We start from the raw sequence: 15,100 nt of genomic DNA on the forward strand, positions 1-15,100 counted from the left end.
TATTAGGTTAAAACAATTATACATTTTCACTTCTCTCTTATGAAGTTAGCGGGGAAATGAATATTTGGGGACGTTTATAAGGAGAATTCTGATGTATAAAAAATATCTTCTGTCGTATACAGCGACAGCAGCTATCTTGTTGTTTAATATCCAGTTCAATGCACATGCTGAAATCCTTGAAACGTCTGGGGAACAACAGACCTTATCTGAGAAAACCTATGAAACTATTCACGCACAAGGCAGCGGTAAAGTCATCGGCAATCATTTAACTGTCGTTGGAAATAAAGAGATAAACTCAAGTTCAAACACGGGTGCCTTTGCTGTAACAGTTGAAGGTGCTGAAAGTGCGATTATCTTCCAGAAAGATACAACTATTAAAGGAACTGATTCTGTCATTTCTTTAGGCGTTGAAGCAAAAAACGGTGCTAACTTTCAAATGACTGGGGGAGCCATTACAGTTTCCGATACTGGTGCTCTTTTCTGGAACAATAATAACAAAGAAAACAAACTAAAAGATGTGACCATATCGATTGATAAGGACAGGGCACCACAGACATATGGAGTGATGGCAGACAAAAACAGTACAGTCACTTTAGAAGGTGTCACTATCACTGAAGCAAACAATACCATAACTGCAAGGAATAAGTCGACAGTAACAGTCTCTGGAGGATCATTTGATGCAATACAAGACGCAATAGTTTCTGCAATCGGCAGCACCATTCTTGTAACCGGCAATGCAAAAATTACATCATCTAAGAGTGTTGGCCTCGCAGCAGAAACACAATCCACCATCACAATGACGGAAGGAAGTGTAACTGGAGAAAAAGCAGCCTTGGGTGTAACAGGCGGCGGACATATTACAGTTACAAATGTTACTCTAAAAACAAATAGTTCTGAAACAAATGCACCAACCACAGGCACTAAATATAAAGATCACTTCGGTGCACTTTCTATAGACAAGGACAGTGTGATTGAAGTGAACAATACCCAGATTAGTGATGTTAAAGTTGGGCTTGCAGCAAAAAATAATGGCATAATCAGCATGACTAGGGGGAAAATTACAGCTTCTAATTCTGGTGCTGGTTTCTTAAACAGTAAGAGTGACAAAAACAAACTGGAAAATGTAGAAATATCAAGTGGTAATAACGATGCGCTCCTTGTTGTTGGAATAAACGCAGACAAAAACAGTAAAGCCGCTTTAAAAGATGTCACTGTCACGCAAGCACAATTTGCCATATCTGCAAAGAATCAGTCGACAGTAACAGTCTCTGGAGGATCATTTGATGCAACAAAGAACGCAATAACTGCTGCAAAGGGCAGCACCATTCTTTTAACCGACAATGCGCAAATTACATCCTCTGGGAGCGCTGGACTCTATGCATATGACAATGGCATAATAGAGATAACCGGAGGAAACGTAACTGGGAAAAAAACAGCATTGGGAGCAGCAAGCGGTGGACATATTATAGCGACAAATGTATCTTTAAAAGTAAACGAAATAGATCCGCAAGCTGAGGACGCTGGCGTCAAATATGGATTGGGTGTATTTTCTAAAAACCCTAACAGTTTTATTGAACTGCATGGAGACAAGACTACGATTACTGATAGTATAATCGGTCTTGAAGCAAGTGACAATGGCGCAATCAGCATGACTGGAGGAAGTATTAAAACTTCAAAGGCTGGTGCTCTCTTCTCGAACAGTAACAGCGATAAAAATCATCTAGAAAATGTGATAATATCGAGTAGTGAAGATGATGCACTCCTAGTCAATGGAATAGAAGCAAACCAAAGCAGTAAAGTCACTTTAAAAGATATAACTATCACTCAAGCAGCGCATGCCATAGTTGCAAATAATCATTCGACAGTAACAGTCTCTGGAGGTTCATTTAAAACGAAAGGTGCAACAATAGATTCTCAAAATGGTAGTACTGTTATTTTAAAAGATGTTAAGGAAATTACATCCTCTGAGAACGCTGGACTCTATGCGGATGACAATGGCATAATAGAGATAACCGGAGGAAACGTAACTGGGAACAAAGTAGCTTTGAGTACAACAGGCGGCGGACATATTACAGCCACAGATGTTATTCTAAAAACAAAGAGAACTGGAAAAACACCGGGAGCTCAATCTAATGAAAATACTACAGGCAATAGTATTGTAGTTCCGGATATATTGGGTGCACTTTCTAGTGGTATGGACAGTGTGATTGAGTTAAGAAACGCCACGATTAGTGATAGTCAAGCCGGTATTGCCGCACAAGATAGTGGTGCAATCAGCATAATTGGGGGGGAAATTACAGCTTCTCTAGGTGGTGCTGGTTTCTTCAACAGTAACAGCAATAAAAATCATCTAGAAAATGTAACAATATCAAGCGGTAAAGATGATGCGCTCCTAACCGCTGGAATAAACGCAAACCAAAACAGTGCAGTCACGTTAAAAGATGTCACTGTCACTCAAGCCAAAAGTGCTATCATTGCAGATGATAAGTCGACAGTAACAATCTCTGGAGGATCATTTGATGCAAAAGAGATCACAATAGAAGCTGCAAAGGGCAGTACCATTATTCTAACCGACAATGTGCAAATTACATCATCTAATGACAGTGGACTCTATACATATGACAATGGCACAATCAGTATGACTGGAGGAAGCATTAAAGCTGCCTACAATGGTGCTACCTTTAAGAACAGTGACAGCGATAAAAATCATCTAGAAAATGTAACAATATCAAGTGGTAAAGACGATGCGCTCTTAATCAATGGAATAAACGCAAACCAAAACAGTGCAGTCACGTTAAAAGATGTCACTGTCACTCAAGCAGAAAATGCCATAGTTGCCAATGATCATTCGACAGTAACAATCTCTGGAGGATCATTTGATGCAAAAAAGGGCACAATAGAAGCTGCAAAGGGCAGCACCATTCTTTTAACCGACAATGCGCAAATTACATCCTCTGATCAAGTTGGCCTCCATGCAATAGACCAAGGCTCCACCATCACAATGACAAGCGGGAGTGTCACAGGGAAAGGTCATGCACTGGTTGCTGAAGATGGCGGACAGATTACGGGCACAAATGTATCTTTAAAAACAACAGATGAGAGTGATAGATCAGTCGGTGCACTTTCTACCGACTCTGGTAGTATCATTGAATTGCTAGGAGAAAAGACCGCGATTAATGATGCTAACATCGGGCTTACAGCAAGCGACAAAGGCGCAATCAGTATGATTGGGGGAAGCATTAAAGCTTTCTCCAGCGGTGCGCAATTCGAGAGCAGTGACAGCGATAAAAATCATCTAGAAAATGTAACAATATCAAGTGCTAAAGATGATGTGCTTCTAAACTCTGGAATAGAAGCAGACCAAAACAGTACAGTCACTTTAAAAAATGTCACTGTCACTCAAGCCAAAAATGCCATAGTTGCCAATGATCATTCGACAGTAACAATCTCTGGAGGATCATTCTATGGAAAAGCTGATGGTGTATATGCTGGAAGCAACAGCACTATTATATTAAAAGACAGTGCTACAATCACATCCTCTGAAGGCAGTGGCCTCCATGCAGAGGGTTCAGAATCTCAGATCACAATGGCAGGCGGAACAGTAACAACAAAAAATGAAAAATCTGCATTATCTGCGGAAAAAAGCGGACAGATTGAAGTTACGAATGTTTCTCTAATAACAGAGGGCAAAGGAGGCGGTGCATTTGCTGGCAAGAACAGCACAATTCAATTGCATGGCTATACAACAATTAACAATACTTTAAACGGACTTGAAGCCGTTGATGGTGGTAAAATTACCAGCGAAAATTTAACAGTAATAGGTGGTGAAGTAACAAATGAAAAACTAGGCGATAAAAATCTCGACACAGAACGCTCTGGCATATGGACATCAGGCTCTGGTAGTGAAATTAAGTTAACAGGCAAAACAATCATTAAAAATGTTGATGAAGGTTTTTACGCAGACGGCGGAAGTAAAATCATTAGCGGAGATTTAATCATAATCGGTGGTGAAAGTAAAGAAATCACTACTGGTGTAGGCAGTTATGAATCTGGTAGTGTCATTGAATTAAATGGTAAAACAACCATTGAAAATTTTGATATTGGCCTTGGTGCAGCAAATAATAGCACAGTTAAAATGGTGAATGGTGATAGTGAAACAACACAGAGTCAATTAGAAAATGAAATAGCAGCAAAAAAAGTTGCACTAAGGGTAGCAGCGGGTGGACAAATTGATCTCCAAAATGTTTCTATAACAGCAGGAATTGGTGGCTTACAGTTCTTAACTCTCTCTGAGGTTGATAAAGATAAACCAGATAATCCACAAAAATATCAAAGCAATGAAATCAATTTAACCAATGCTGATATTCACGTTGAAGATGGTTCAGCAATTCTCATGGGAGCTCTCAGTAAAAATAACATTAAAGAGACTCAAGACTTATCAATCGGTACAGTCAAGCTTAATAAATCAAAAATCCATGCGGATATTTTATTAAAGGATAATATTGTTTGGAATAAAAATTTGTTCGAGGAGAAAGATTTTAAAGTAACATCCAATGGTACCTTCACATTAACCGCAGATCATTCTACTCTAGAGGGCAGAGCGAATATTGCTAAAGACAGAAATGTACGCTTTGATTTAAATAACAATACCACATGGACATTAAAAAACAGCACGAAAGAAAAAGATGAGGACGGCAATCTGCTTGATATTGCTCAAAGAGCGCATTCTGATGTTTCTGTTCTTAATCTCAACAACAGCTCTGTTATTTTTAATGGTCCAACAGAAGAGCATTATCACACATTGCACATAGGGTCTGGTAAACCAGACACACAAGAAGTCTACAAGGCAACAGGGGAAGCGAAGATTTACTTCAATACTGAATGGAGTGATGGTGTAGCAAGTGCCGATCAAAAAACCGACAGACTTTTGATCAATGGCGACATATCTGGAACGACAGCGGTTTATGTCACAAGGCACTTAGGAAAGAACAATGTTGAAGAAAATACCTCTGCTGCTGCCAATCTACGTGGTCTTTCACTTATTCAAGTCTCTGGAAAAGCACAAGAAGACTCCTTTAAATTAGTAAATGGCTATACTACAAGAAGTGGTTTACCAGATATGTATACACTCCGTGCCTATGGACCAGACTCAAGCCATGGGAAAGCCGATATTGCGCAAAACCTATTGGATGAAAAAAATGAAAACTTCTGGGATTTCCGGTTACAACCTGAACTGCTAACCGATCCTAGTGGTAATTCAAGCTCCAGTGGTGGCTCTGGTGGTGCTATAGCTGCCCCTGTCCCACAAACGGCAAACTATTTGGTCATGCCAAATGCTCTCTTCTACACGGGATTAACCGATATGGCCAAGCAAAACGCGCTTTTAGCCAATATCAGAACATCCATCCCAAGAAAAGAAGAAGAGAAAAACACCGGTTTCTTCCTCTATACCTATGGAAGCACAGGAACATTATCCTCTGAACGTGGTCCTCTCAAATATGGTTATGGCGCCGATATTCGCTATGCGGCTCTCCAAGCTGGTGTGACTTTGGCACCAATTGAGAGACAAAACGTCAATACTCGTTTTGGTCTTTTAGGAACCTATGGACAACTGTCCTTCACTCCAAAGGATATAGCAGATGTCAGTAAGAGCACAGTGGATAAATGGTCTCTGACAGCCTATGCAAGCCTACAGCATGACAATGGTTTCTATCTTGATACTCTGTTATCCTATGGAGTTATAAAAGGCGAGATCGGTAATGCCATCAGGGGCAAAACAGCAAAGTTAAACGATGCCAAAATATTCAGTCTCTCTAGCACCATTGGCAAACAATTTGCCACCGGAATGGAAGGCTTAACCTTTGAACCGCAAGCACAACTTGCTTATCAACATTTGATGTTTAAACCCATTGAAGATGCTGATAATTTCACCATTGATATAAACAATCCTTCTCAATGGTTGATTCGTGTTGGTGGACGCGTGACAAAAGCCATTGCCACTGAAAACAACCGTCCTGTATCTTTGTATGGAAAAGTAAACTTTATCAAAACTTTTGGGGATGATGGTGCCATTCATATTGGTAGAGACTTTGACCTTGATCCTATGGGACCTGCCCTTGAAGGCGGCGTTGGCATCAATGCGCAACTCTCCCACAATTTCTCTCTACATGGTGATATGAGTTACCAACAAAAACTTCAAAAAACCGGAATCTCGGGAGCAAGTTTCTCTGGTGGAGTACGCTATCACTTTTAAAGCAAGATTGTAGAAATAAGCGTATATTATTCTATACGCTTCACTAACAAGGGCAGCACTCTGTGTTGCCCTTGTTAGTTTGTAAATCTGAATTTCAGCGTCACAGCCCTCTTTCCTTTTTACCAATAAAAAATGCAAACTATCTGCATTTCTTTGTTTTACACTTATGAAGTAACAAGTCGGCACCATCATTATATTTACCGGCCCCCAATGTTGCGACAACCTTTGTATTAAGACAATTCATAAGGAGCATTTTTACTCCTTTCTTTTGAGTTTTTTACCCACACGCTAACCCCACTTAGTGACATATAAGCGAGTGATTTTACTTGATTCAAAATGGAATGATTTGAAATGAGAGAACCTTACAATATTTGGAGTTATAATATAAATTGAAAAACAATTATTTATCTTTATAAATCAATATGTCGATTTGTTTTCAAAGTATGACATTCCCCTCCTAGCTTCTACATACTCACCCCTCTTTGCTGATTCTACATTCGAATGATTTTCTCAAAATTTTGGTTGTACTCATTTTTGGTAGTAGTTCATAAAGCAATATCTTCCCCTTCAATCCTTTAGATTTTTAATAAAAAAAGCTTTGAGCAGTAATGCCTAATATTTTTGAATATTGTCTTTATGGCAATTCGATTAATGAATACAAATTCATCAAACTCGTTTTTTAAATCTGTTTTTCCACTAGTTTGAACAAGCTTTTTCAAGATTTTCTAAAGAAGATTTTTAAACTATAGAGAACACCATGCTATAACTTGTTTTGTTCTTTACAAGAAAAACATAATGATATAAATACCTTCTCACTACTTGCACCATGAGGGGAATGCAATAAACATCAAAGGCATACCAACATTAAGGGCATATTTATGTATAAGAAGAAAACTTTATTGTGTACAATTGCTGGAACGTTTCTTTTCTCTCATTTCAATTTGGCTTACGCAGATCCTCCTTTTCGTGAGCTTCCCTCAGTTGCTGTTAAAAAGGGGGAAGAAAGTTTTAACAACGCCATTATCCGTGGTAAGTACACTGCAGCAATTGCTAGTGAGCCAGAAGCTGTTGCTACAATTACAAAATCAATAGTAGACTCAGAAACGACAGCCTTAAGTGTAGCAGATGGTGGACGCATTAATGCTAAGGAAGTTATAGCATCTTCATTGGTACAAGGTTTGAGTTTTTCAACCGGTATAATGAATATTGAAGATTCAATCATAAATGTCAAAGGGAACCACTATGGGTACGGTTTTGTTTTTGCTAAACCCACAAAATCTTTTTTAGAGGCAGGAGGGAAGAAATTCAACAAAGCAATCCTTACTAATACAAAACTCTTGGTAAGAGATGGTATTGGTATTTTAGGACCATATGTAGATGCTGAGATTGAACTTAAGAATTCGGAATTTCGTACCGATATGTTATTGAGAAATGACAGTTCACCAGACATTGGTCCCGCTTCTCTTAAATTAACGGCTGATAATTCCATTTTGGAAGGACGAGCACGAGGAGTACAAAAACACACGACAGTTTTTACTCTAAAAAATAATAGTAAATGGTACTTAAAGATTAGTCAAAGAGAGGTAGATAGAGATGGTAGCGTATTTAACTACACTCTTCTTGACATTAATCAACGAGCGCAATCTAACATTTCAGCACTAAACCTTAATAATAGCTCTGTTATATTTAATGTACCGAATGCACGGACCCACTACCATCATCAAACCTTGACTTTGGGAAGAGGAATACAAGCTGAAAAACCCGAATTGCAAATAAATCAAGGCTCCAAGATAGCAACAGTTTATAATGCGACAGGGGATGCAAAGATTTATTTTAACACTAAATGGAGTAATGGAGTACCAAAAGAACAACAAAAAACTGATCGTCTTTTCATTTATGGTGATGTATCCGGTACCACAAAAATTCATTTCAACAGCCTTTCAAAGGATGCGAGTATAGAAGAAATGAAAGTTGAGGATTCTATCCCCTCGAATATGCGTGGTCTTTCACTCGTTCAAGTTTCTGGAAAAGCCGATGAAAACTCCTTCAGACTTGCAAATGGCTATGCCACAATAGGTGGATTACCTTATAAATATTCACTGAATGCCTATGGACCAACATCCAGCCATGGAGAAGCGGATATTACAGAAAGCTTCTTAGAAGAGAATGGAAATTTTTGGGATTTCCGTTTGCAAAAAGCCACGTTGGATCCTGAAGCGAAAATCAGAGCCCTTGTTCCGCAAGTAGCAAGTTATTTGGTAATGCCTAGCACTGTATTCTCTGCTGGATTTTCCGATGTAAATAATCAAAATACATTGTTAGAAAATATGCAATCAACAGCAGTTGAAATGCAAAATAACAAAAATAAAGGGATCTCCTTCTCTGCTTATGGTGATAAGCATACATTATCTTCTAACCGCGATCCATTGCAATATGGCTATGGTGCTGACATTCACTATGCTGCCTTACAAGCAGGCGTGACATTAGCATCCATAGAAGATCAAAATACCATCACAAACTTTGGTCTTATGGGATCATATGGAAAACTAGCTTTCACTCCAAAAGATATGGAAGGCTCTGCAAAGAGTACACTAGATAAATGGTCCCTTGCTGCATATGGTAGCCTCCAATATAACAAGAGCATATATCTCAATGCACTCTTTTCCTATGGAGCTTTAAAGGGAAATATCACCACTGCCCTCATTGGAAATACCGCAAAAGTAGATAATACAAAAACATTGAGTGCTTCTGCCACCGTTGGACAGAAATTGGCAACGGGTGTTGAAGGATTGATTTTTGAGCCACAAGCACAGCTTGTTTATCAGCGTCTCATGTTTGGCACTCTCTCTGATGTCGATGGTTTTGAAGTCAATATGGGTAATCCTCATCAATGGTTGGTGCGTATTGGTGGGCGCTTAACGCAAATGATAATGCCTACTGAAAAAAACAATACCTTTTCTTTCTATGGTAAGCTGAATCTCCTGAAAGCATTTGGTGATAACAGCACGATACAAATTGGTGACACTTTCCACCTTAATACTATGGGATCTTCCGTTGAAGGTGGTCTTGGTGTTAGCGCGCATTTATCACAAAATGTCGTGCTTCATGCCGATGTTAATTACCAACAGAAACTCCAAAAATCCGGTATCTCTGGAATGAGTTTCTCTGGTGGAGTGCAATACCGTTTCTAAAAGACTTTGATCTGATTTTTTAAAATAAAGGCAGCGCTGAAGGATAAACGGCGCTGTTTCTGTTTTGCGCATGACGAAAAATAATGCGTCGAGAAATTATTCACTTTTCATCAAAAAGAAGACACTAGATTAAGGAGCATCTTTATGCATAAGAAGCCTTTATTTTTATGGACAACCGCTTGTGCTTTATTTTCTTGTTATTTTACCCTCACACATACAAGCAACGCCTCTGATTTAAATGCTCAAACGCGCTATCCACTAGCAAGCCATAATCAATATCCCCAAAGGGATTTGAACAACAACCCAAGAGCGGCAACAAACAATCATCAAACAACACATTCTTTTGGTACAGTTGGAAAAAATCCATATTTCAAGGAAGCAATTCAAAATGAATTCAATCGAAGGAGAGATCAAATTAACAGCTATTACGCCGCTGCTGGTCGTGGTGGATCTGGTGCACATGCCGATGCGTTAAAAAAACTTGACAATGCATATGCAGATGCCTTGGCAAAACAATATAATCATGAGGTTTTGTATAGCATTCCAACAGCGACAAATGAACAGCTTGAGAAGATAGCATCTGGTGGCATGATGGGACCAAATTCGTATTTCAGTCAGCAACTTCAAGAAGGATTGAATGATATAAAAAAGAGAGTTAATAGCCATTTTGTAGGAAGCGGTATGTATGGCTCTAGTGCGCATACAAATACGTTACAAAAGAGTCTCAGTGATGCACGTGCCCGTGCCATGGCAGATCAGTATGATAAAGACTTACAGCACATGCTGCTCGCCAATGCAATACTTGCAAAACGCAATCAGAACCAATTAAAAGCAGCAGAGATAGCCTTACGACAACAAAGCCATGCAGCTGCAAATGCTTTACAAAATGCCGTAAATCGTGATGCCGATAACCAGCGTCGTATTGATGCGCAGCGCAGACAATGGGTAAGGCAAGACAATCGCGACTGGAATGAGCTGCAAAATAAAGCGAACATGCTGCACAAAGCAATCGCAGTGGATAACGCTTTGCAAGGACAAAACAAGGCACTGTCCGATACCTTACGGGCAGAAGTCAAAAAAGCTTGGGACACCGGTACGACAACAAAAAGGGCAAGAGAAGGAGAAACGCAAATATCCTCTTCCTCAGCTAAAGAGTATCAATCATCTCTCATTGACCCCAATATAGGGAAAGAACAGGCTAGCAATAAATTCCAGCCTACTCATGCATCACAACATGAGGATAAGGATCATTCATCCCCGATAATAGATCATAAAAGGACTCTACAACCTGAAATTAATAAAAACACGCAACAAAATGTTGGTCTTGATCCAAGTGCTAACACCCCTTCTTCATCATCGACAGCCACTCTTAAAACTTCACCAGAAGCATCTATGACTTCGCCCTCAAAGGTTGAATCTGTTGACCAAACGAGCGCAAATAGTGAACAATCATCTAAGCTTAAGGACGATAAAGAAACCACAACCTTATCGCAGGCCTCTCCTGCTTCTGAAGCCAAAACGCTCACACCACAAATGGCAAGCTCTTTGGTAATGCCTCATGCGATGTTCGCCGCTGGACTTGCTGATGTAAGCAATCAAAACATAGTGTTAGACAATAGACGCATAACAATGTTTGAACCAAAAGATAATAAAGAAAAAGGGATTTTTTTATTGACTTATGGTAACAAACTCAAATTATTTGCCGCCCCTCATGCATCACAAAATGGCGCGAATGCAGATATTGGTTATACTGCTTTACAAGCAGGCGTTCCATTCGCAACAAGAGAAGATCAAAATACCACCACAGATTTTGGTCTTATGGGGACATATGGGAAACTCGCTTTCATCCCAACAGGCAGAGAAGGTGCTAGGAAAACAATAATTGATAAATGGTCCCTTACTACCTATGGAAACATTGAGCATGACAGCGGCGTCTATGCAAGTACATTCCTCTCTTATGGAATTTTTAAGGGAAAGATCACCACTGGCTCCATCGGAAAGACGAAAAGAGGAAAGGACACAAGAACATTGAGTGCCTCCGTCACCGTTGGTCAGAAATTACCAACCAGTTTTCAAGGAATAACGATTGAGCCACAAGCTCAGCTTATTTATCAACGTCTCCTGCTTGGCACTCCTTTAGGGACCGATAACTCTAAAATTAACCTCGGCAATCCTTATCAATGGGTGTTGCGGATTGGTGGACGTTTAACACAAAACAAAGGCCATGCCGTATCCTTCTCTAGCAAATTATACATTATCGAAACTTTGAGCCATAAGAATACCATAGAAAGGAATGAGAATTCACAAACTCCTGATATGGGAACTGCCATTGAGGGTGGAATTGGTATTAATGCATACGTATCACCCAAGATCGCGCTTCATGGCGAGTTCAGTTATCAACATAACCTCAAAAAGGTTGGCGTATCTGGAATAAATGTTTCCGCTGGAATGCGCTATCGTTTTTAAAAATACTTTAATTCACATCTTGAAATATAAACAGTGCCCTATATGTTTCCTTCTGTAATTTAAAAAGAAACATAATGAGTTAAAAAATAAGAGAGGGGGCAGCAGATGTTTAGGGATATATTCAATGATGAAAAAAAGCTTCTTACTCTACACAATTTCAGGAGTTCTCTTTTACTCTTCCAGCCTGTCTTATGCCCTCTCTGTAACGCTTCCTCCATCATCAACTGAAGATCTTTCCTCTGTACAACCTCGTTCTCGTAACTTAAGAACACATCTTGAAGAGGGGAGATCGACAACCACACCAACATCTCCAACTCCAGCTCCTACCATTGTAGTACTAGTACCTGAACCTCCAGAAATTGTAATTCCAAGAAATAGATCTAGCGCAAGAAACTATACAACATACGCAAATTCTTCTAGAGGAACGGGAAGGACTTCTTCTCAAAACCATAAAGAAACGCCACTGACACGTTCGACAACTATTGGTACAACTTCTTCTATACCAGATTTTTATATTGCTCCAATGGGTACAGAAATACCAAATGCTATAGCTATCCCTAATGTCGAGCAAACTCCACCTAAACTCTCAGAAGATAAACCAGAATCCGCAACGACAAACGGCGCAAAATCGAGAAGACGCCCCGTTCCCTCTCTTCCTTCCACAAACTCTATCACTGGAGAGAATCGACAAAATCCTCCTATGCCTCCACAATCAATGCCTAGAAATTCAGCATCAGCAACGCCTGAAAAACCAGAGCTTACAGAGCGGGAATCTGCAAAACCAGCGCCCGCTAAACCATCATCTGTACAGGAAATGGCTGTAAAACCCGATCTTGAAAAACCGATACCAGAACAACCAGAAAAGCAGTCTAGGAAACTTTTACCAATTGAGAGTTTTCAACCTGGTGTTGTCGTCCGAGACGGTAAAACTGTAACCCTGCATCATCCTAAAATTTACGACAAGTATTTTGCTATAGATGTAGAGGAAAAAAATTCTCTCCTAAAGATGATAGGAGGAACAGCAACTGCAGATTTTGTTGCCCTTAATACAGTAAGAGGCGGAACGATTGAAGCGACAGATATTGTTGCCACAGCACAAACAGCTGGTTTAGTAAGTGCAAATGGAACAATGAAGCTTAAGGATTCGACCGTCCATGTTACGGGCCGTTATAACGCAGCTGGTATCGCTCTCAAAAATGACCTATCCTCTCTCTCTAGAAACCGAGAGAGAGACAATGCTGAAGAAAAAGCCGATGCTGTCCAAGAAGAGCAACGCGTTGCGAACAGAATCCTCCTAGAAAATACGAAGATTGTTGTTGAACATGGTCTTGGCATTGGTGTTTATGGATCGCATATCGACAATCAAGTCAGCCTCCAAAATTCAGAAATCCATGCTGACATGTTATTAAAAAATAAAAGTGGCCCTGCCTCTCCCCTTACATTGACTGCAAGTCACTCCTTTTTGGAAGGGCGGGTCAGAACTTTAGGAGAGAGCAAAACAATTTTTGATCTCAAAGACGGCACCAAATGGCTTTTAAAGGCCAATAAAAACGTAATCAATAATGATGATGAGTCTTCTCCTTATGCGCAATTTGGCAATGATGAAAAGTCATACTCTAACCTTTCAGAACTGTCTCTCACAGACAGCACTCTTCTGTTTGAAAAGCCGAGAGGCGAACATTACCAAACGTTATTTTTAGGATCTCATCCCCATCAAAAAGAGGACACTGCCAATACCTCAGTGGTTTATAGTGCAAAAGGAAACGCAGAAATACATTTGAACGCTAAGTGGAGCGGTAATTCTCCAGTAACAAAACAAGAAACCGATCGGGTTGTGATTCATGGAGATGTATCAGGCACAACCATAGTTCATATGAATCTTTTGCAAAAGGATAAAAAAATAACCGATAGCCGTTCTGTTTGGGGAGAACACATGGTTTCAATTCCTTCAGCAACACATGGAATTTCCGTCATTCAAGTTTCTGGAAAAGCGAACGAAAATTCCTTCAAGCTAGCAGGAGATTATATGACAATAGGTGGTTTGCCTTATAAATATGAACTCGCGGCCTATAAACCTGGAACATCTCATGCAAATCAAAGCCTCTTTGGAAAAAATGATCAAAATTTCTGGGATTTTCGCTTGCAAAACGCCTACCTTGATAAGGATAAGAAGATCCGAGCACTTTTGCCACAGGTCGCAAATTATTTGGTCATGCCCAATGCTTTATTTTCTGCTGGATATACCGATATCAACAACCAAAACATCCTTTTAGATAATATGCGTTCAACCGTGTTTGGAGCAGAGAATAATAAAAACAGCGGCATCTTCTTATCTTCCTTTGGTGAGAAAGTCACCTTATTCTCTAACCGTGACCCACTACACTACGGTTATGATGCTGATGTAAACTACGCGGCTTTACAACTCGGTGTCGTCTTAGCCGCGCGAGAAGGTGAAGATATCAGTACACATTTTGGTCTTTTAGGATCATATGGAAAACTTTCTTTTACTCCAGAGGGCATGCAAGATGCTGAAAAAACGACACTTGATAAGTGGTCCATCACGGCTTACAGCAGCATTCAGCACAACAATGGTCTCTACATAAATGGCCTTCTTTCCTATGGAGCTCTAAAAGGAAAGATTACGACAGCTCTAGTTGGCAATGCCGCCAAATTGGATGGGACTGAAACATTAAGTGTCTCTGCTACCATTGGTCAAAAATTAGCAACGGGTTCTAAGGGACTGGTGTTTGAACCACAAGCGCAATTGACTTACCAAAATCTCTTTTTCGATCTATTCTCAGATGCCAATGGTTTAGAAGTTGATATGAGAAATCCACATCAATGGTTGATACGGATTGGTGGACGTTTGACACAAACTCTCACTACAGAAGAAGACACCAATGCCTTTTCTTTCTATGGTAAACTGAATATTCTCAAAGCTTTTGGTGAGAGTAAAACAATAAAGATTGCAGATGCATTTTATCTTGATCCTACCGGTTCTTCAATTGAAGGGGGCATCGGTGTCAATGCCTTTCTCTCTCAAAATATTGCCCTCCATGGTGATATTAGCTATCGGCAGAAACTCCAAAAAGCTGGTGTCTCTGGAACCAATTTTTCTGGCGGAATACGTTATCATTTTTAAAAGAAAAACAGTATCAATTTAAGTAAAAGCAGTAAAGCAGCACGGCGT

The 15,100-nt window shown here is 39.8% G+C and carries 4 protein-coding genes; all 4 read left to right on the top strand.

Translation table 11 applies throughout. The annotated features are described in order from the left end of the window. Positions 1 to 91 precede the first annotated feature (91 nt). The 4 genes from AC0QT4_RS05375 (at position 92) to AC0QT4_RS05390 (ending at position 15,052) form a co-directional block, all read left to right on the top strand. Positions 92 to 6,253 carry an autotransporter outer membrane beta-barrel domain-containing protein gene (locus AC0QT4_RS05375; RefSeq protein ID WP_473200688.1) on the top strand — a complete coding sequence of 2,054 codons (6,162 nt, stop codon included), beginning with the start codon at positions 92 to 94 and terminating at the stop codon, positions 6,251 to 6,253. Positions 6,254 to 7,131: 878 nt separating this feature from the next. Next, positions 7,132 to 9,444, top strand: a complete 2,313-nt coding sequence (locus AC0QT4_RS05380) for an autotransporter family protein (protein ID WP_473200689.1) — start codon at positions 7,132 to 7,134, stop codon at positions 9,442 to 9,444. Between the two features lie 144 nt (positions 9,445 to 9,588). After that, positions 9,589 to 11,910: an autotransporter outer membrane beta-barrel domain-containing protein gene (locus AC0QT4_RS05385; RefSeq protein WP_473200690.1), complete on the top strand. Its 2,322-nt coding sequence runs from the start codon at positions 9,589 to 9,591 to the stop codon at positions 11,908 to 11,910. Between the two features lie 127 nt (positions 11,911 to 12,037). Then, entirely contained in the window at positions 12,038 to 15,052 is a 3,015-nt protein-coding gene (locus tag AC0QT4_RS05390; protein ID WP_473200730.1) for an autotransporter family protein, read from the top strand. Positions 15,053 to 15,100 lie beyond the last annotated feature (48 nt).

This window comes from Bartonella sp. EBT8 (assembly GCF_055796165.1).

Excerpts from the sequence above, each read along its gene's own strand:
- AC0QT4_RS05385 (WP_473200690.1), top strand. The coding sequence starts at position 9,589 with ATGCATAAGAAGCCTTTATTTTTATGGACAACCGCTTGTGCTTTATTT.
- AC0QT4_RS05380 (WP_473200689.1), top strand. The coding sequence starts at position 7,132 with ATGTATAAGAAGAAAACTTTATTGTGTACAATTGCTGGAACGTTTCTT.
- AC0QT4_RS05375 (WP_473200688.1), top strand. The coding sequence starts at position 92 with ATGTATAAAAAATATCTTCTGTCGTATACAGCGACAGCAGCTATCTTG.
- AC0QT4_RS05390 (WP_473200730.1), top strand. The coding sequence starts at position 12,038 with ATGAAAAAAAGCTTCTTACTCTACACAATTTCAGGAGTTCTCTTTTAC.